At 75.8% G+C, this 18,879-nt stretch carries 17 protein-coding genes; 8 read left to right on the top strand and 9 right to left on the bottom strand.

Annotated elements, in window-relative coordinates; translation table 11 throughout:
- Positions 1–48: 48 nt before the first annotated feature.
- From ABD973_RS27370 to ABD973_RS27360, 3 genes are read right to left on the bottom strand one after another with little or no spacing between them, the layout of a single operon-like run.
- Positions 49–966 (bottom strand): hypothetical protein, encoded by a 918-nt coding sequence (locus ABD973_RS27370; RefSeq protein WP_125820446.1) that lies wholly within the window; start codon positions 964–966, stop codon positions 49–51.
- A complete protein-coding gene (locus tag ABD973_RS27365) occupies positions 963–1,277 on the bottom strand; it encodes a hypothetical protein (RefSeq protein ID WP_345502618.1) in 315 nt (104 codons plus the stop codon). Before ABD973_RS27365 ends, ABD973_RS27370 begins: the two co-directional genes overlap by 4 nt.
- Positions 1,274–2,824, bottom strand: a complete 1,551-nt coding sequence (locus ABD973_RS27360) for a hypothetical protein (protein ID WP_241253169.1) — start codon at positions 2,822–2,824, stop codon at positions 1,274–1,276. The genes ABD973_RS27365 and ABD973_RS27360 overlap by 4 nt, the downstream gene beginning before the upstream one ends.
- An 80-nt stretch (positions 2,825–2,904) precedes the next feature.
- On the opposite strand from ABD973_RS27360, the gene ABD973_RS27355 reads away from it, so the two are divergent.
- Genes ABD973_RS27355 through ABD973_RS27345 form a run of 3 tightly spaced genes read left to right on the top strand, consistent with a single transcriptional unit; the run spans position 2,905 to position 5,149 of the window.
- On the top strand, positions 2,905–3,663 hold the full coding sequence (locus ABD973_RS27355; protein WP_125823896.1) for a LamB/YcsF family protein: 759 nt from the start codon (positions 2,905–2,907) through the stop codon (positions 3,661–3,663).
- Positions 3,660–4,280: a 5-oxoprolinase subunit B family protein gene (locus ABD973_RS27350; protein WP_125820449.1), complete on the top strand. Its 621-nt coding sequence runs from the start codon at positions 3,660–3,662 to the stop codon at positions 4,278–4,280. The genes ABD973_RS27355 and ABD973_RS27350 overlap by 4 nt, the downstream gene beginning before the upstream one ends.
- A gap of 5 nt (positions 4,281–4,285) precedes the next feature.
- A complete protein-coding gene (locus ABD973_RS27345) occupies positions 4,286–5,149 on the top strand; it encodes a 5-oxoprolinase subunit C family protein (RefSeq protein WP_345504761.1) in 864 nt (287 codons plus the stop codon).
- A gap of 717 nt (positions 5,150–5,866) precedes the next feature.
- Here ABD973_RS27345 and ABD973_RS27340 read toward each other — a convergent pair.
- Positions 5,867–7,264, bottom strand: coding sequence for a HEAT repeat domain-containing protein (locus ABD973_RS27340; protein WP_345502614.1), 1,398 nt, complete (start codon positions 7,262–7,264; stop codon positions 5,867–5,869).
- Positions 7,265–7,606: 342 nt separating this feature from the next.
- Positions 7,607–8,008, bottom strand: coding sequence for an ankyrin repeat domain-containing protein (locus ABD973_RS27335; protein ID WP_125605338.1), 402 nt, complete (start codon positions 8,006–8,008; stop codon positions 7,607–7,609).
- A gap of 351 nt (positions 8,009–8,359) precedes the next feature.
- Between ABD973_RS27335 and ABD973_RS27330 the strand changes: the two genes are divergently transcribed.
- The gene (locus ABD973_RS27330) at positions 8,360–8,554 is read left to right on the top strand and encodes a hypothetical protein (protein ID WP_125605336.1); all 195 of its coding nucleotides are present in this window, start codon (positions 8,360–8,362) and stop codon (positions 8,552–8,554) included.
- A 203-nt stretch (positions 8,555–8,757) separates the two neighbouring features.
- Positions 8,758–10,380 (top strand): ATP-binding protein, encoded by a 1,623-nt coding sequence (locus ABD973_RS27325; RefSeq protein ID WP_125820451.1) that lies wholly within the window; start codon positions 8,758–8,760, stop codon positions 10,378–10,380.
- Positions 10,381–10,400: 20 nt separating this feature from the next.
- Here the strand turns inward: ABD973_RS27325 and ABD973_RS27320 are convergent, their stop codons facing one another.
- Entirely contained in the window at positions 10,401–11,903 is a 1,503-nt protein-coding gene (locus tag ABD973_RS27320) for an SCO1417 family PLP biosynthesis transcription factor (RefSeq protein WP_125820452.1), read from the bottom strand.
- Positions 11,904–12,084: 181 nt separating this feature from the next.
- Here ABD973_RS27320 and ABD973_RS27315 point away from each other — a divergent pair, with 181 nt between their 5' ends.
- The 3 genes from ABD973_RS27315 to ABD973_RS27305 all read left to right on the top strand — a co-directional run bounded on the left by ABD973_RS27315 (position 12,085) and on the right by ABD973_RS27305 (position 15,026).
- A complete protein-coding gene (locus ABD973_RS27315; protein WP_125603818.1) occupies positions 12,085–12,855 on the top strand; it encodes a glycerophosphodiester phosphodiesterase family protein in 771 nt (256 codons plus the stop codon).
- A gap of 66 nt (positions 12,856–12,921) precedes the next feature.
- Positions 12,922–14,304, top strand: coding sequence for an MFS transporter (locus ABD973_RS27310; RefSeq protein ID WP_125603819.1), 1,383 nt, complete (start codon positions 12,922–12,924; stop codon positions 14,302–14,304).
- Positions 14,305–14,651: 347 nt separating this feature from the next.
- Positions 14,652–15,026, top strand: coding sequence for an RNA polymerase-binding protein RbpA (locus ABD973_RS27305; protein WP_007262928.1), 375 nt, complete (start codon positions 14,652–14,654; stop codon positions 15,024–15,026).
- A 102-nt stretch (positions 15,027–15,128) separates the two neighbouring features.
- On the opposite strand, the gene fxsA is transcribed toward ABD973_RS27305, so the two are convergent.
- From fxsA to ABD973_RS27290, 3 genes are all read right to left on the bottom strand, one after another.
- Positions 15,129–15,740, bottom strand: coding sequence for an FxsA family membrane protein (gene fxsA / locus ABD973_RS27300; RefSeq protein WP_125820454.1), 612 nt, complete (start codon positions 15,738–15,740; stop codon positions 15,129–15,131).
- A 204-nt stretch (positions 15,741–15,944) separates the two neighbouring features.
- A complete protein-coding gene (locus tag ABD973_RS27295; RefSeq protein WP_042800610.1) occupies positions 15,945–16,709 on the bottom strand; it encodes a polyprenol monophosphomannose synthase in 765 nt (254 codons plus the stop codon).
- Positions 16,710–17,032: 323 nt separating this feature from the next.
- Complete coding sequence (locus tag ABD973_RS27290) at positions 17,033–18,667, bottom strand: amidohydrolase (RefSeq protein WP_125820456.1); 1,635 nt, start codon at positions 18,665–18,667, stop codon at positions 17,033–17,035.
- Positions 18,668–18,879: the final 212 nt, after the last annotated feature.

Genomic DNA, 18,879 nt, shown 5'->3' with positions numbered 1-18,879 from the left:
ACTCTCGTTGCTTCTCGGTGTGTCTCGGTACGGGGGCTCTGGGGCGGGTCAGGCGTGGAACGGCAGGCCGGCGTCGGCCGCGAGTTCCAGGTCGTCGCCCTCGGGCGGCGGCAGGAGGGTGGCGGAGCCGTCGCTGACGGGGACCACGCCCAGTTCCAGGAGTTCGGCCATGGCCGCAGTGCCCGCCATGTCGCGGACCTGGAGCTGGTAGCGGGGGGTGGTCCGGTAGGTGCCGCCGGAGTCGTCGCCGGTGCGCTGGAGGAAGCCGGACTCGGTGAGGAAGGCGGCGGCCTTGCCGACGATGCCGGTGGTGGAGCCGGCCAGGCGGCGGGCGTCCTTGGTGGCGCCGGTCGCGCTGCGGCGGGCGTAGACCCGCCAGGCGGCCTCCAGGCCGGGGGCGTCGGAGGCCGGGTCGGTGTTCTCGCCGAGCTCCTCGGCGCGCTCCTCCAGGCGGCGGCAGGTCTGGCGGACGAAGGCGTCGACGCCGTTGACGGTGATGCGGCCGATGTAGCCGTCGTCGGCGAGGTCCTCCGGGCGGGGGAAGGCGAGGGCGGCGACGGCGAGGTGGGCGAGGCCGTGCAGGAAGCGGTCGCCGCCGTCGGCGGAGGTGCGGCGGGCGTAGTCGCCCATGCGGACGGCGAAGACGGAGTCCTCGCCGGCGGCGACGGCCATCCCGGCGCGCGGGGACACCTCCAGGACGACGAGGCCGAGGCCGGTGGCGACGGCGTCGGCGAGCCGCCCGAAGGCGGGGTCCTCGCGGTAGCGGCGCAGCAGCTCGGCGTACTCGGCGTCGCGGGCGGGGAGCAGCTTGGGCTGGAGCCCGAACCCGACGAGCCGGGCCGCGTCGGCGGCGTCGGCCGGGGTGAGGGACCCTCCGGGGGCGGGGGCGGCCGGTGCGGGCGCGGCGGGGACCGACGGGCCGTCGGGCTCGCTCCACGCGGTGTGCTCGGCGTGGTGGTCGCTCACGGGCGGGTCTCCTCGGTGGTGCGGGTGTTCCGGGTGCGGGTGTTCCGGGTGCGGGTCTGGGTGTTCGGGGTGCCGGCCCGGGACTTCGGGGTGCGGGCCTGGCCGTTCGGGGTGCCGGCCAGGGTGTTCGGGGTGCCGGCCCGGGACTTCGGGGTGCGGGCCCGGATGTCGAGGGTGCACGCCCGAGAGTTCCGGACGCAGGCCCGGGCGATCCGGGTGTGGGCCCGGGACTTCGGGGTCCTGGTCTGGGGGGTCGCGGGCGTGGGGGCCGGCACCGGGAGGGGGGCGGGCTGCGGAACCGGCGGGGTCATACCGACTCCGAGCGGTCCGCCGCCATGCCCGCCGCGTCCAGGAGGGCCGTGCCGACGATCAGGTCGGCGCCGCCGAACTCCGGGTCGTCGAGCCGCGTGCCGTCGTCCACCGCGAACAGCAGCCGCTCCTCGCCCTGCCGGTACGCCGTGCCCACCGCGGGGCTCGCCGCGTGGACGGCGAGCAGGGCGACCAGGTACGGGAGGTCGGGGTCGTCGCGGCGGGCCTCGGCGAGGAGGCCGGAGAGCCGGCGCGGGGCGTCGTGCGGCAGGTCCAGGAGCTGGGTCGCGGCGGCGAGCTGCTCCTCGCTGAAGCGGCTGTCGTCCGGGGTGGCGATGAGGTCCGGCTCGGGCATCTCCGCGCCGAGGTGCTCCCGTTCCACGGGCGGGGTGAGGAGTATGTCCACCAGGTCGGCGACCCGTACCGAGACGGGGGTGCGCAGGCCGGTGCCGGCGGCGAAGAAGGCGTCGGTGACCCGGGTGGCCTGCTCCAGCGGCAGCGGCATCAGGGGTGCCACGAGCTGGCCGTACAGGTCGATCCCGGAGCGCGGGGCGGGTGCGGCGAAGGCCTGGCGGTCCTGCTCGGCGCGGAAGAGCGGGCCGGCGTCCAGCAGCCGCGACTGGAGCTGGGTGTGCCGGCGGATGCAGTCCTTGACGATGTCGACGAGCTCCGCGGCGCGCCGCTTGTTCTCGGGGTCCTCGGCCTCGTCGCGGGCCCTGCGGATGTTGGTGAGGATCGCGTTCTCGTGCCGGTAGCGGTCGGCGACGTGGTCGAGGGCCTCGGCGATCATGTCGGGGACGGCCTGGAGCCAGTCGACCGCGCGGACGTTGCGCCGGGTCGCGTCGAGGGTGCGGCGCAGGGTCTCGGCGTACTGGACGGTGCGGTAGCGGGCCTGTTCGGCGGCGAGCTGGGCGTCGGCCAGCCGGCCCCGGCTGATCAGCACCTCCAGCTTGACCTCGGCGGCGATCTGGGCGCTGGTGACGTCCGTGTCGAGGGCGCCGACCAGGACGTTGACCGCCTCGTCGGTGGTGCGCAGGTAGACCGCGCCGCCGTGGCCGGGGACCTCCTCGATCAGCTTGAAGTCGTAGTCCCGGCGGACGTAGACCCCGTCGGGGCCGAACGTGCCGTAGACCGCGCGGAAGCCGCGGTCCACGCTGCCGACGTTGATCAGGTTCTCCAGGACCCAGCGGGCGACCCGCTCGTGTTCGGCGGCCGGCCGCCGGGGGGCCTGGGCGGCGACGCGCGGCAGCATCCGGAGCACTATCTGCTCGTGGTCGGCGCCGGTGTCGAAGTCCATGTTGAGCGTGACGAGGTCGATCGCGGACAGCGCGACCTCCGCCATCGCGTAGACCCCGTACTCGCCGGCCAGGTTGGCCTTGCGTACGTCGAGGTCGTGCAGCGGGGCGGTGCAGGCCAGGGCGCGGAGCCGCCGGGCGAGGCCCTCGTCGGCGGCCGGGCCCGGCGCCGGGGACGGAAGGGGTTTCGCCGGGGCTGGGAGAGTCACGTCGGAAAGAGTAGGCGGTGTCGCGGACAACAACCCAAACGGCATGGTTTCCGCCGGACCGTCCCCGATGGGTGGGGCGGCGGGGGCTGTTCTACCCTCACCGCATGGCTTCCATGATCACACCTCTGATCGACCTGAACGCCGACCTGGGCGAGGGCTTCGGGCGCTGGACGCTGACCGACGACGCGGCACTGCTGTCGGTGGTCACGAGCGCCAACGTGGCCTGCGGCTTCCACGCGGGCGATCCGTCGATCATGCGCCGGGTCTGCGAGCTGGCCGCCGAGCGGGGCGTACGGATTGGCGCGCAGGTCTCGTACCGGGACCTGGCGGGCTTCGGGCGGCGGTCGATGGACGTGCCGTCCGGAGAGCTGGCGGCGGAGGTGGCCTACCAGATCGGGGCGCTGGAGGTGTTCGCGCGGGCGGCCGGCTCCCGGGTGTCGTACGTGAAGCCTCACGGTGCGCTGTACAACCGCACGGTGCACGACGCCGCCCAGGCCGCCGCGGTGGTCGCCGGGGTCCGGCTGGCCGCCGGGGAGGCCGGGCTGCCGGTGCTGGGCCTGCCCGGGTCGCTGCTGCTGGGGGCGGCCGCGGAGGCGGGGCTGGAGGCCGTGCCGGAGGCCTTCGCCGACCGGGCGTACACCCCGCGGGGGACGCTGGTGCCGCGCGGGGAGCCGGGGGCGGTGCTGCACGATCCGGACGCGGTGACCGGGCGGGCGGTGCGGATGGCCGCCGAGCGGTCGGTGACGGCGTCCGACGGGTCCCCGGTGGCGGTGCCGGCGCGCTCGCTGTGCCTGCACGGGGACACCCCCGGGGCGGCGGGGCTGGCCCGGCGGGTGCGGGAGGCGCTGGAGGCGGCCGGGGTGCGGGTGGAGGCCTTCGCGTGAGGACGCTGGTGGTGGGCAGGGAGGCCCTGCTGGTCGAGGTGGACACCGCCGGGGAGGTCGCCGCGCTCCACGCCGAGCTGCTGCGCCGCCGGGACGCGGGCGAGCTGGGCGGCGTACGGGAGGTCGTGCCGGCCGCGCGGACGGTGCTGCTGGACGGGGTCCGGGAGCCGGGCGCGCTGGCGGCGCGGATCGCGGGCTGGGAGGTGCCGCCGCTCGCGGAGGCGGAGGGGCCGCTGGTCACCGTGCCGGTGCGGTACGACGGGCCCGACCTGGCGGAGGCGGCGGCCGCGTGGGGCGTCGCGGAGCGGGAGGTGGCGGAGCTGGTCGGGGGGATCGTCTTCCGGGTGGCCTTCTGCGGGTTCGCGCCCGGCTTCGGCTACCTGACGGGGCTGCCGGAGCGGCTGTGGCTGCCCCGCCGGGCGACGCCCCGCACGGCGGTCCCGGCGGGGTCGCTGGCGCTGGCCGGGGAGTACGCGGGGGTGTACCCGCGCTCCTCCCCCGGCGGCTGGCAGCTGATCGGCTCCACCGACGCGGTGCTGTGGGACCCCGCCCGGGAGCCGGCGGCGCTGTTCGCGCCCGGGGTGCGGGTGCGGTTCGAGGAGGCGGGGGCGGCGTGAGCGGGCTGCTGGTGCTGCGGGCGGGGGCGCTGACCACCGTCCAGGACGCGGGCCGCCCCGGGTACGCGCACCTGGGCGTGCCCCGCTCGGGGGCGCTGGACACGGGGGCGTACGCGCTGGCCAACCGGCTCGTCGGCAACCCGGCGGGCGCCGCCGCGCTGGAGACCACCCTGGACGGGGTGCGGGTGCGCGCACTGGCCCCGGTGACGGTGGCCGTGACGGGCGCTCCCTGTGCCGTACGCGTCTGCGGGCGCCCGGCGGCCTGGGGTGCGCCGGTGTGGCTGCGCGCGGGGGCGGAGCTGGACGTGGGCCGGGCGGAGCCGGGGCTGCGCAGCTACGTCGCCGTCCGGGGAGGTCTGGCTGCGCCGGCGGTGCTGGGGAGCCGCGCGACGGACCTGCTGTCGGGGCTCGGCCCGCCGGTGCCGGTGGCGGGGTCGGTGCTGGAGGTCGGCCCGCCGGGCCCGGACCCGGTGCCGTCCGCCGACGCGGTGGCCCCTGCGGGGGTGCCGACGGCGGAGCTGGTGCTGCCGCTGCGGCTCGGGCCGCGGGCGGACTGGTTCACGGGGGCTTCGCTGGCGACGCTGCTGTCCTCGGCGTACCGGGTGTCCCCGGCGTCGAACCGGATCGGCCTGCGCACGGAAGGGGGCCCGGCGCTGGCCCGCGTGCGGGGCGGGGAGCTGCCGAGCGAGGGGATGGTGCTGGGGGCGGTGCAGGTGCCGCCGGACGGGCTGCCGGTGGTCTTCCTGGCCGACCATCCGGTGACGGGCGGCTACCCGGTCGTCGGCGTCGTCCCCGCGGGAGTGGCCCTGGACGCCGCCGCCCAGGCCCGCCCGGGCCTCGGTCTCCGCTTCGTGCCGGCCCGTCCCTGACCGCCGCCACTCGCGCACGCGCCCCTGTCGGGCCCTCCCCGGCCCCCGTCCCGCCGTGCGGGGCCGCCCCACGCGGCTCCGCCCCGCCGCACCGCCGCGCGGCCCCGCCGCACCGCCGCGCCGGCCCCGCCGGACCGCCGGACCGGGCCGCTCCGCGTGGCTTCGCGCCGCCGCGCCGGCCGTCGGGTACGGGGCGGGGCCGGGCGCCGCGGGGTCGTCCGCGGCCGGGTGGCCCGCCGCGCCGGCCTCCGGCCGTCTGGTGTGGGGCGGGGCTGGGCTCCGTGGCCGGGGCCGGTGGGTCGTCCGCGGCCGGGTGGGCCGCTGCGCGGGGCGAGGTCCCCTACCCGCCCTTCCACCGTTCCCAGGGGCGCTGCCCCTGACCCCGCGCCTCAAACGCCGGCGGGGCTGGAAGACCGGGCGCTGCGCGCCCGGTGCGCTCAAACGCCGCGCGGGCTGGAATTTCGCTGTGCGAAATCCAGCCCCGCCGGCAACTTACAGCCCCGCCGGCGTTTGAGGCGCGGGGGTCTGGGGGCGGAGCCCCCAGGGGGTCCGGGGCGCAGCCCCGGGGAACGGGCGAAGGGCGGGTAGGGGACAGCCCCGCGCAGCTGACCCCGCCCGCACCCGTCACACGGGGCTCCGGGGTCAGGCCCCCGGCCCGCGGGCCGCACCCGCGCGCCGCGCTCCCCCTCGGGCCGGGGCCCGGGGCCGGGGCCGGGGTTAGACCGCTGACTCGGGGGTGATGCGGCTGCGGACCGCCGACTGGACGTCTTCCTCCTCCGCCGGGTCCGCCGCCAGGCGGCGCAGCCGGGGGGCCACGCGGGCGTCGGCGGTCTCCGCGTGGCGGGCCGCGACCTCGCGGGTGGTCTCCTCGCAGTCCCAGAGGCATTCGACAGCGAAGCCCGCCGCGAAGGTGGGGTCGGTGGCGGCCAGGGCCCGGGCGGCGCGCCCGCGCAGGTGGGAGGAGGCCGTCTCGCGGTAGACGTGCCGCAGGACGGGGGCGGCGCAGCCGATGGAGAGCCGGCCCGCGCCGTCGACCAGCGCGAAGAGGCGGACGGAGTCCGGGCCGGCGCCGCGGACGGTGTTGCGCAGGGCGCCGAGGACCAGTCCGGCGTCGTCGGCGCCGCCGCGGGCCGCCAGGAGGGCCGCGGCGGCCGCTCCGAGGGCGTCGGGGCGGTGGACCCAGAGCCGGGCCCGGTCGAGGGCGGCGGGGCCGCACATGCGCTCGTAGGCGGCCACGGCGGGCTCGTCCCCGGCGGCTTCGACGAGGTCCAGGACGGCCGGGTTCTCCGGCTCCGCGAGGACCAGGTGGTGCAGGGCGGTGGCCCGGGCGGCCTCGCCGCAGGCTCCGGCGGCGGCCGCGAGGATGGCGGGCCGGTCCTCGGGGGCGGCCACGGCGGCGAGGCAGCGCGCGGCGGGCACGTGGAGCGGGGTGCCCCGGCGCAGCCCGTCGGCGGCCCAGTCGAAGACGGCCTGGACGCCCCAGCCGGGGCGGGGGCCGCTGGGGGTCATCTGGCGCTGCCAGCGGTCGAAGGAGCCCTGCTGGCGGGCCGCGCGCAGGCGTTCCGCGTAGAGGGGCGACTCCTCCCACAGGGCCCACGGGCGGGGCTCGTAGGCGTCGCGGACGGCGGCGGCCAGCCGCGCCTCGCCCTCGGGGGTGGCGGGGAACCGGGCGAGGACGGGTGCGGCGAGGGAGCGCAGTCCCGCGTCGTCGTCGCGCAGGGCGAGCTCGTCGAGCGCCCAGGCCCAGTTGGCCCCGGAGGCGGCGTAGCGGCGCAGCAGCATGAGGGCGTCGTCGCGGCCGTACGAGGCGAGGTGGCCGAGGACGGACAGGGCGAGGCCGGTCCGGTGGTCCTCTTCGTCGAAGAGGTCGTCCGCGCCGAACAGGTGGGCCTCGATCTCGCCGAGGGGGCCGTCGAGGTCCAGGTACAAGCGGGCGTAGTAGAGGGAGCGGTTCTCGACCTGCCAGTCCTGGCGCGGGTCGCGCAGGACGCACTGGTTGAGTGCCGCGAGGGCCTCGGACCTGGGCGCGGCAAGGGCGTGCAGCGTGCCGTCGCCGCGGCCGCGCTGGAGGAGCCCGAGCAGGGTACCGCTCGGCGCTATGACTGGTTCGAACATGGGAGTGGCCTCAAATCAAGCTGGGGACGCGACCGGGAATCGGGATTCACAGAGCCGCGTAACAGCATGTGAGGACGTCCGCCGTCTGGTTCAGCTCGATGTAGACCATTGCCTTCTCACTCTCGTCGGTGCTTCGCGACCACGGCGGCCGGTGCGGCAGGGGTGGGGGTGGGCACCCGTCGTGTCCAGCCCGGTCCTGCCCGTCCGTCATGTCCGCGAATCGAATCCGTCGCCATGATGACCCAGGCGGTTTGTGCGCCGCGACCACATTTAAGGGCGCCGTGACCAAGCCGTGAGGTGGCGGGGCCCGTCGGGGCCGGTCGGCGCCCCGGAAAAAGCGGACTACTTGGCTCCGAAGAGTTCCAGCAGGTCGGCCTTGTTGAACATGCGCGCCGTGTCCACGGCGGAGGGGGTTCCGGCGTGGGGATCGGCCCCGCCGGCGAGCAGCGCGCGGATGACTGCCTCCTCGCCCTTGAAGACGGCGCCGGCGAGGGGGGTCTGGCCCCGGTCGTTGGCGCGGTCCGCCTCGGCGCCGCGCTCCAGCAGGGCCGTGACGGCGTCGGCGTGGCCGTGGTAGGCGGCGAGCATGACGAGGGTGTCGCCGCGGTCGTTGGTGAGATTGGCCGGAACCCCGGCGTCCAGGTAGGCGGCCAGCGTCGCGGCCTCACCCTGACGGGCGAGGTCGAAGATCTTGCCGGCCAGTTCGACGACGTCCTCGTCGGGGGCGTCCTGGTGCTCGCTCATCGGTCGTACCGCCTTTCGTCTCCGGCTTGTCGGCTTGTCCGCCCCCGGAAGGAGTTTCCCCAGGCCGGGAGGGCAGGACGGCGCACGGCACTGCGTCCGTACGGGTGAATCGCCAGGGTAGCGCCCGCTCGGGGACATGACGGGGGCGGTCCGAGGCAAGGATGGCCTGGCGGCTGCGCCTCCCACACCGTGAGCGGCGGCCGCGCCAGTCAGGCGCGGCCGGTCAAGTGAAAAAAGCCAGGATTCACCCGTATGCACCTTTTATCGCATTGATACTTCCTGTGAGCCTGGAACAACTGATGGTGACCGTACCCACCCACCAGGAGCCTCGACTCAACAGGAGAACGTCACATGGTCCTGTCCATCTCAGGTGTCGTCCTGCTCGGCATCATCTGCTTCCTGTTCTTCAAGAAGGACGGGATGAAGCTGACGCACGCGTTCGTCTGCGGGCTGTTCGGCTTCTTCCTGGCCGGCTCCGCCATCGCCCCGAGCATCACGGCCAGTACGGCGAGCCTCGCGAGCCTGCTCGGCGGGATCAAGCTCTAGCCCGCTCGAGCTCCAGGCCCGCTCCGGCTCCGGGCCCGCCCCGGCTCCAGGCCCGCACGGGTGCCGGCCCCGCCGGGGCTCCGGCCCCGCACGGGCCCTTCACGATCAGGCCCGCGGCCTCGGCCGCCTGGGTTCCGCCCAGCCCGCCACCGCCCGGGCCCTGACGCCACCGTCCCGCACCACGACCACTCCAGGAGACGACCGTGGCCCGGCGCCCCCTCCCCCGCATCCTCACCAGCGGCACCGCGTCGCTCACCCGGGGCCGCGACCTCGCCCGCACGGCTGCCGACAACGCCACCGACGTGCTCCACCCGCTCATCGTCATCGGGCGCGGCCTGCGGGTCCTGGCCGCCGCCGGGCGGCGCAGATGGGCGGCGACCCCGAAGGACAAGCGGGGTCCGGCACTGTTCCTCGGGGCTGCCTGCGTCCTCGTGGTCGCGATCGTCCCCTACGGCCCCCTCGGCGCGCTGATCAGCGTCATGGCGGCCGCCGCCTGGCACGGGCGCGACCGGTCCCCGGCCGTCGCCGGACCCGGCGACGCGGAGGCCGAGCGGCTGCGCTCGCTGTACGAGGCGCTGGTGCCGTACTTCTCCGCCCCCGAGGACCCCAGCCCGCTGTTCTCCCACGGCGGGGCCTGGGAGGAGGCCTTCAGCGGCTACGAGTTCGACGGCGCGGGCCGGGTGAGCCGGCTCCGCATCCGCTACCCCGCCTACTTCACCGACGGCGAGACCGCCTCGCGGGCCCGGATCGAGGCCCTGCTGCACGCCAAGGCCGGGCGCGGGCGGGAGTACCTCTTCGACTGGGACGAGGAGGGAAACCAGCTCGACCTGCGGGTGCTGGCCGCGCTGCCCACAGACATCGCCGCCCAGCGCTTCGTGACCTCGCCGGGCGAGACCGTCCTCGGCTTCACCGACCCCGGCGGCGTGCAGCGCACCGTTCCCGTACTGGAGGGGGAAGAGCCGGCCGACGTGCCGCCCGTGATCTGGCGCACCGGACCGCGCTCCGCCGAACCGCACCTGCTGGCCGTCGGCCAGCCCGGCAGCGGCACCTCCACCCTGCTGCGCTCGATCGCCCTCCAGGCGCTGGGCCAGGGCGGTGACGTGATGATCGTCGAGGGCGGCGGCAGCGGCGAGTACGCGTGCCTGGCCGGCCGGGCCGGCGTGCTCGCCGTCGAGTGCGGCCCCGCGGGGGCGCTGGCGTCCGTCGAGTGGGCGGCGCACGAGACCGAGCGGCGGCTGATCGCCACGCACCGGGCGCGGGAGGCGGACCGCCCCGCGCCCGAGGACTCCCGGCGCCCGCTGTGGATCCTGCTGGACCGGCCCAGCGTGCTCGCGCACCTGGCCGCGGCCGACGGGCGCCCGGACCCGCTCGCCCCGTTGCAGGTGCCGCTGCGGCACGGACGCGCCGCGCACGTCACGGTGGTCGTCGCCGAGCACTTCGACCACCTGGAGCTGCTGAACGACGCCGTCTGGCAGCACACCCGCGCCCGGGTCGTCCTGGGGCCCGCCCCGGTCCAGCAGGTCGCCGACGTGCTGGGGCTGCCGCCGCACACCACCCCGCCGCCCCAGCTGCCGCCGGGCCGGGGGTACGCCCGGCTCGGCACCGGCCCCGTGCACCGCCTCCAGGTGCCGGCCACGCCGGACCCGTACGACGACGCCGCGCACCCCGCCCACCGGCAGGCGGTGCTGGAACTGCTGCCGGAGCGGCAGGCGCCGGGCCGGGGCGGCGAGGGGCCGCCGGTGCCGTGCAGGCCGCTCCAGGTCCAGCCGCAGCCCTCCTCGATCGACGCCTCGCAGGCCCCGGAGGTCCCGGCCGAGACACCGTAGGGAGGCCCGCCGGGGCCTCCCTACGCGACGAAGGTGCGCGGGGGCTCCGCCCCGCCACCGCCCGCGCCCGTGCCGACCAGCCGGGCCGCGGCGGCCAGGCGGGCGGCGGCCTCCTCGGCCACCGGCCCGCCGACCGTGAACGGCAGCCGGACGTAGCCCTCGAAAGCCCCGTCCACGCCGAACCGGGGCCCCGAGGGGACGCGGACGCCGACCCGCTCCCCCACCTCGGCCAGCCGCGACCCGGACAGGCCGCCGGCCCGGGCCCACAGCGTGAGCCCGCCGCCGGGCACCTCGTACTCCCAGTCCGGCAGCTCCCGGCGCACCGCCCCGACCAGCGCGTCCCGGTTCTCCCGGGCCTGGGCGCGGCGCATCCCGACAGCCTCCTCCCAGCCGCCGGTGCGCATCAGCCAGTTCACCGCGAGCTGTTCCAGCACCGGGGTGCCCAGGTCCGCGTACGCCCGTGCGGCGACCAGGCTGCGGATGACGTCGGGGGCCGCGCGGACCCAGCCGATCCGCATGCCCGCCCAGAAGGCCTTGCTGGCGGAGCCGACGGTGATCACCGTGGAGCCGGCCGGGTCGAAGGAGCAGACCGGGCGGGGCATGACGAGGTCCGGGTCCAGCCGGAGTTCGGCCATGGTCTCGTCGGCGATCAGCACGGTCCCGGCGGAGCGGGCCGCCTCGACCATCGCGCGGCGCCTGTCCTCCGAGGCCAGGGCGCCGGTCGGGTTGTGGAAGTCGGCGACGACGTAGGCCAGGCGGGGGGCCGAGTCGCGCAGCACCTGCCGCCAGACGTCCATGTCCCAGCCGGTCAGCCCCGGCCCCATCGCCACCGGCACGAGGCGGGCCTCGGCGGCGCGCATCAGCTGGAGGATGTTGGCGTAGGAGGGGGACTCCACGGCGATCCGCTCGCCCCGGCCGGCGAAGAGGCTGCAGATGGCGTCTATGGCGCCCATCGCGCCGGTGGTGACCATGATCTGCTCGGGCATGGTGGGGATGCCCCGCTCGGTGTAGCGGTCGGCGAGCATCCGGCGCAGCGCGGGCAGGCCCGCCGGGTAGTCCCCGTGGGTGTGCGCGTAGGGCGGGAGTTCCTCCAGGGCGCCCTGGACGGCCTTGGTCAGCCAGGGCTCGGGGGCCGGGAGGGCGGCGCAGCCCAGGTCGATCATCGAGCCGAGGGACTCGGGGGGCAGCGGCTCCAGGCCGCGGGCCGGCAGCGGGTTCCCGGCCGGTACGGAGGTCCAGCTGCCCGCGCCCCGGCGGGACTCCAGGAAGCCCTCCCCGCGCAGGGCCTCGTACGCGGCGGCGACGGTGGTGCGGCTGAGCGACAGGGCGGCGGCCAGCTCCCGCTCGGCGGGCAGCCGGGCGGCGACGGGCACGCGGCCCTCCAGGACGAGCAGCCGGATGCCGTCGGCGAGGGTGCGGTACGCGGGCGGCTTGCGGGCGCCGGGCGGCGCGGGCCGGTCCTGTTGGGAGCCGATGAGCCGGGCGAGCTGTGCGGCACCGACCGCTGAGGTCCACTGAGCCATGGCGTCCGGTCCACCTTCGTCGGATTGGCCCCCGGACGGGCGTCCCGGGGCCGGTATTGGATTGTTCGCGGGGCCCCAGAGTGTCACGGGCCGGTCCATGGGGGCCAGGGGGGTGCCGCGCGGGCGCGGGGCCAGGACGCGCCGCTCCCGCGGGGCCGGGCGCATTGGGCATACTGCGGCCGTGACTCACGTACGCCTCCGGCACCCCTACCTGGACCATCCGGCTCCGATCCCCTTCGCCCACCGGGGCGGGGCCGCGGACGGGCTGGAGAACACCGCGGCCGCCTTCCGCAGGGCCGCCGGGGCGGGCTACCGGTACTTCGAGACCGATGTGCACGCGACGGCGGACGGGAAGCTGGTGGCCTTCCACGACGCCACGCTGGACCGGGTCACCGACATGAGCGGCCGGATCCGGGAGCTGCCCTGGAGCCGGGTGCGCGAGGCCCGGGTGGCGGGGACCGAGCCGCTGGCCCTCTTCGAGGACCTGCTGGAGCAGTTCCCGGACGCCCGCTGGAACGTGGACGTCAAGGACGAGTCGGCCCTGCACCCGCTGGTGAACCTGATCGCGCGGGCCGGGGTCTGGGACCGGGTGTGCGTCGGCTCCTTCTCGGAGAGCCGGGTGGCCCGGGCGCAGAAGATCGCCGGGCCCCGGCTGGCGACCTCGTACGGGGTGCGCGGGGTGGTCGGGCTGCGGCTGCGGTCCTTCGCGATCCCGGCGGCCCTGCGCGTCGGCGCGGTGGCGGCCCAGGTCCCGGAGACCCAGGCGGGCATCCGCGTGGTCGACCGGCGCTTCGTACGGACCGCGCACGCGCGCGGGCTTCAGGTGCACGTGTGGACCGTGAACGAACCGGAACGCATGGAGGCTCTCCTCGACCTGGGCGTCGATGGCATCATGACCGACCGGATCGACATCTTGCGCACGGTGCTGGACCGGCGCGGCGCCTGGGCCTGACACGGCCGCGGCCGCCGCGCGGCGCCCGCGGCCGTGCGGTACGGGGAACAGCGAGGGGGCTCTCGAATGAGCGCGCAGACGACGGACGGGGCGGAGCCCGGGGCCGAGGACGGCAGACCGTCAGCGGAGGCGGCGGCCGCCCGCAAGCGGGAACAGCGGGGCTGGTACTTCTACGACTTCGCCGTGTCCGTGTACTCGGCGAGCGTGCTCACGGTGTTCCTGGGCCCGTACCTGACCTCGGTGGCCAAGGCGGCCGCGGACGCCGAGGGCTACGTGCACCCCCTGGGGATCCCGGTGCGGGCCGGGTCCTACTTCGCGTACTCGGTGTCGGCGTCGGTGATCCTCGCCGTGCTGCTGATGCCGCTGGCGGGCGCGGTCGCCGACCGGACGGGCCGCAAGAAGCCGCTGCTGGCGGTGGCCGCGTACACCGGTGCCACGGCGACGGCGGCGATGTTCTTCCTCGGCGGGGAGCGCTACCTGCTGGGCGGGTTCCTGCTGATCGTGGCGAACGCGGCCCTGTCGGTGTCGATGGTGCTCTACAACGCCTACCTGCCGCAGATCTCCACCCCGGACGAGCGGGACACCGTCTCCTCGCGGGGCTGGGCCTTCGGCTACACGGCGGGCTCGCTGATGCTCGTGGTGAACCTGGTGCTGTACCTGGGCCACGACTCCTTCGGCCTCTCCGAGGGCGACGCGGTACGGGTCTGCCTGGCCTCGGCGGGCCTGTGGTGGGGGGCCTTCGCGCTGATCCCGCTGCGCCGGCTGCGGGACCGTGCGGTGGTCCGGGAGGCGGGCGGCGCGCCGGCCGTCAGCGGCTGGAAGCAGCTGGTGGCCACCTTCAAGGACATGCGGCGCTACCCGCTGACCCTGTCGTTCCTGCTCGCGTACCTGATCTACAACGACGGCGTGCAGACCGTGATCTCCCAGGCCTCGGTCTACGGCTCCGAGGAGCTGGAGCTGGAGCAGTCCACGCTGATCGGCGCGGTGCTGCTGGTCCAGGTGCTGGCGGTGGCGGGCGCGCTGGCGATGGGCCGGCTGGCCCGCACGTACGGGGCGAAGCGGACGATCCTGGGCTCGCTGGCCGCGTGGGCGCTGACGCTGGCCGCGGGGTACTTCCTGCCGGCCCGGACCCCGGTGTGGTTCTTCGCGCTCGCGGCGATGATCGGGCTGGTGCTGGGCGGCAGCCAGGCGCTGTCGCGTTCGCTGTTCTCGCACCTGGTTCCGGCGGGCAAGGAGGCCGAGTACTTCTCGGCGTACGAGATGAGCGACCGGGGGCTGAGCTGGGTGGGGCCGCTGGTCTTCGGCCTGACGTACCAGGTGACGGGCAGCTACCGGGACGCGATCATCTCGCTGGTGGTGTTCTTCGCACTGGGTTTCGTGCTGCTCGCGCGGGTGCCGGTGCGGCGCGCGGTGGAGGCGGCGGGCAATCCTGTTCCGGTACGCCTGTGAAGCGCGGATCCGGACCCGGGCGGGCCCGGATCCGACCCCTCCGCCGCCCGCCCGAGATCCGGACTCACGAACGAATCCCGAACGAATTTCGACGTTGTGGCAAAGGGCCGGTAGTGTACGCCTTTGGCCTGCCAGGCGGACCGTTACTGCGCGCACAAGAAGTGTAGACGTTGGGTGACATCTGCTGCCAGATGTGACAAAACGGGCAGTGGTGGGTACAACAAGGGGCGGCACGACGGGCGACGCATTGACCCGGAGCGGGAATCTATACCGCCGACCGGACGTTGACCGGATGACGACGACAGCGACACCTGTCCTGTGGGCGACAAGCCCGGGAGGCACGATTCATGAGTGAGCGAGCTCTCCGCGGTACGCGGCTCGTGGTTACCAGCTACGAGACGGACCGCGGCATCGATCTGGCCCCGCGCCAGGCGGTGGAGTACGCATGCCAGAACGGACATCGATTTGAGATGCCGTTCTCGGTTGAGGCAGAGATTCCGCCGGAGTGGGAGTGCAAGGCGTGCGGCGCCATGGCACTCCTGGTGGACGGGGACGGGCCCGAAGAGAAGAAGGGCAAGCCTGCGCGAACGCACTGGGACATGCTCATGGAGCGGCGCACCCGCGAGGAGCTGGAGGAGGTGCTGGCCGAGCGGCTGGCCGTCCTGCGTTCCGGCGCCATGAACATCGCCGTGCATCCGCGCGACAGCCGCAAGTCCGCCTGACCCGCGGACACCGTGCAGTAGCCGAGGGGCCCCGCCACATCAGTGGCGGGGCCCCTCGGCTTTCGCGTGTGCCGCTCCCGGGCCCGCCGGCGCGGCCGCCCGCTACGGTGCCAGCGGGGGGCGGTAGGCGGCGTCCGGCCCCGGCGAGCGCGGGGGGCCGTCCTCACGGATCACCTCGCCCTGGACGACCTTGCCGTCGGGGTGGTGGATCCGGGCCCGGGTGAAGGCGTCGCCGAAGCCGCCCGGGGCGCCCGCGGCCATCTTCCGCTCCAGGGTGCGCTCGGCCCGGCGGCCCGCGAAGGCCCGTACGGGCGGCAGCAGCAGGAGCAGGCCGGCCAGGTCGGAGAGCAGGCCCGGCATGATCAGCAGCAGGCCGGCCAGCATGGTCATCGCGTTCCCGGAGCCCCTGGGGGGCTGCGGGGCGGTCGGTATGCCGCCCGCCATCGCCTGTTCCTGGGCCTGCTGGAAGCTGCGGGTGAGGTTCTTGAAGGCACGGCGTCCGGCCCGCTTGATGACCACCACGCCGAGCACCAGGCCGCCGGCGAGGAGCGCCGCCACGGTGAACCCGCCGGCCGCCCCGGCGACCAGGCTGAGCAGCCAGATCTCCAGGATCAGCCAGGCGGCGACCGCCAGGGGGATGAAGGTGCGGGCGGGCGAGCGCCGCCGGGGGGCCGTCGGAGTGCCCGTGCTCGAAGGGCCGATGCCGGTCGTCATACACCCAGTGTGCCTGGACCACCGTAAAACCGGGCTCAGCCGGAGGTACCGGGCATCCCCTAGGGGTCTGTCGTCAAACTCCCGTCGTCGCCCGGAGGGCGGCCCCGCGGCTCCCCCAGCTACCGCTGGGAGGTGCCCCCAGGTGCGTGCTCTCGGTGCGCCGGGCGGAAGCCCGCGTACTGGGACGCCCGGCGCCCGAGGGGGTCAGCGGCGCTTGCCGGCCAGCTTGGCGGCGCGCTCCTTCAGGCCCCACTGGGTGACCCGCAGGAGGGCCTCGACCACGATGTCCTTGCTCATCTTGCTGTCGCCCAGCTCGCGCTCGACGAAGGTGATGGGCACCTCCACGACCCGGAAGCCCTTGCGGACGGCCCGGCGGGCCAGGTCCACCTGGAAGCAGTAGCCCGCCGAGGCGACCTCGTCGAGGCCGAGCCCCTCCAGGGTCTCGCGGCGGAAGGCCCGGTAGCCGCCCGTCACGTCGCGGATCGGGACGTCCAGCATGAGCCGGGAGTACGTGGACCCGCCGCGGGAGAGGAACTCGCGGCTCTTGGGCCAGTTGACGACGCGGCCGCCCGGCACCCAGCGGGAGCCGAGCACCAGGTCGGCGCCGCCCAGCGCGGTGAGCAGCCGGGGCAGCTCCTCCGGTTGGTGGGAGCCGTCGGCGTCCATCTCGACGATGACGCCGTAGCCGTTCTCCAGGCCCCAGGCGAAGCCCGCGAGGTAGGCGGCGCCAAGGCCTTCCTTGCCCTTGCGGTGCATGACGTGGACGTGGTCGTCGGCGGCCGCCAGCTCGTCCGCGAGCTTGCCGGTCCCGTCGGGACTGTTGTCGTCCGCGACCAGGATGTGGGCCTCGGGGACGGCGGCGCGGACCCGGCCGGTGATCAGGCCGATGTTCTCGGCCTCGTTGTACGTCGGAATGATCACCAAGGTGGTGCCGAGCGGTCCGTACGTCCGCTGCCCGCCGTCGCTCACTTGTACCCCTTGTGTGTTCTTCGTCCGTCCCGTCACGACAGGATGATTTTAGAACAGCCGGCGACCGGGACCGGCGGCCCTTCGGGCCGGACCGGCTCCCGCTGGCTGCGGGCCGCCGTGACCGTTGTCTACTGGGCCGCCGGGCCCGGTCCGGGGCCACCCTCCGGCACGCGCCGGGAGCCGCCCCGGCCGGCGAAACCTTCCCTCGCCCCCGGGGCGCGGGCGCGCGGAGCGGACGGAGCCGTCCGGTGGGGACGTCCCGTGGTGGGCCCGGCCGAACCTATCCGGGCCGGGCCGCCCGTACCGCACCGGTGCCCGGTGGATCACCCCTGTGGCCGTACGAAAACCTCCCGGCCGCCGACCACCGTCGCCAGGCACACCGGCAGGTCCCCGCCGGGGCTCAGGTCGGGCAGGCCGGGGGTGCCGGAGCGGGGGTCGGTGGACCAGCGGGCGACCCGGTCGTCGGGCGCCTGGACGACCAGTTCCCCGGTCCGCCAGACGGCGTAGTCGGCCGGGGCGCCCGGTACGAGGATGCCCGCGTCGTCGCGGCCCAGCGCGCGCCAGCCGCCGCGGGTGTGGGCGGCGAAGGCGGCCCGTACGGAGATCCGGTGCCCGGGCGTGCGGTGGAAGGCGGCCGCGCGGACCGTGCCCCAGGGGTCGAGCGGGGTCACGGGCGCGTCCGAGCCGAAGGCCAGCGGGACGCCGGCCTTGAGCATGGCGGCGAACGGGTTGAGGGTGCGGGCGCGCTCGGCGCCGAGCCGGTCGGCGTACATGCCGTCCTCGCCGCCCCAGGCCGCGTCGAAGGCGGGCTGTACGGAGGCGGTCAGGCCGAGTTCCGCGAACGCCGCGATCGTCTGCGGGGTCATCATCTCGGCGTGCTCGACGCGGTGCCGGGCGGCCCTGATCCGGGCCAGGCCCACCTTCTCGGCGGCCGCGCGGACGCCCTCGACCACGGCGGCGACGGCGGCGTCCCCGATGGCGTGGAACCCGGCCTGCAGGCCCGCCTCGGTGCAGGCGGCGACGTGCTCGGCGACCTCGGCGGCGTCCAGGTAGCCGGTGCCGGTGTGCGGGGCGTCCGCGTACGGGGCGTGCAGGCAGGCGGTGTGCGAGCCGAGGGCGCCGTCCACGAACAGGTCGCCGGCGGCGCCGACCGCGCCGAGCTCCTCGGCCAGGGCGAGGTCCCGGTCCGCCCAGTAGCCGTGGACGCGCGGCCCGGGGTGCTCGGCGGCCAGGGCCAGCAGGCCCGTGAAGTCCTCGGCGGAGGAGATGTCGGGCCCGCCGCACTCGTGCACCGAGCCGATGCCGAGGGAGGCCGCCCGGTCCAGGGCCGCCCGCTGCGCCTCGGCGCGCTGGGCGGGGGTGACGGCGGCGAGCGCGGCCCGGCGGACCGCGTGGTGGTCGTCCTTGGTGAGCGGCACGTCGTCGCCGTGCGGGTGCACCTGGGGGACGAGGTCCAGCAGGGCCGTGGTGACCACCGCGGAGTGGACGTCGACGCGGCTCAGGTAGAGCGGGCGGCCCCCGGTGGCCTCGTCGAGCTCGGAGCGGCGCGGGGCGCGGCGCTCGGGCCAGCGGGCGGCGTCCCAGCCGTGCCCGAGGAGCACCCGGTCGGCGGGCCGCCGGCCGGCGTACGCGCGGACCAGCCCGAGGGCCTCGGAGAGGGAGCGGGCGCCGCTCAGGTCGAGGCCGGTGAGGGCGAGACCGGTGGAGGTGGTGTGGACGTGGGCGTCGGTGAAGGCGGGCGTGACGAGCGCCCCTCCGAGGTCGACGACCTCGTCCACGCCCTGCGCGAAGGCGTCGGCGGCGCCCTCGGAGCCGACCCAGGCGACGTGGCCGCGCTCGACGACCATCGCGGTGGCGAAGGGGTCGGCGGGGCTGTGCACCTCGCCTCCGCGCAGGAGGACGGTTCGGGAGGGCGGGGTGGCTCCGGCGGCTTCGGCGGAGGGGGTGCGGTCGGTCATGGGGACCAGTCTCGCCCCTCCGCTCGCCGCGGATCTCCCCGGGTGGGGTGGGGCGGGGGTGCCGCTGCGCGGGCCGGTCCCCTACCCGCCCTTCCACCGTTCCCAGGGGCTCCGCCCCAGACCCCGCGCCTCAAACGCCGGCGAGGCCGGATCGGGGCAGGGGTGGGTGGGGCGCCTCGAGCGCCGGCGGGCTGGATTCGCGGGGCCGGGAT

This window comes from Streptomyces racemochromogenes (genome assembly GCF_039535215.1).
Lineage (GTDB): Bacteria > Actinomycetota > Actinomycetes > Streptomycetales > Streptomycetaceae > Streptomyces > Streptomyces racemochromogenes.
The sequence above is the reverse complement of the archived record's forward strand: the minus strand, read 5'-3'. Positions and strand labels throughout refer to the sequence as shown.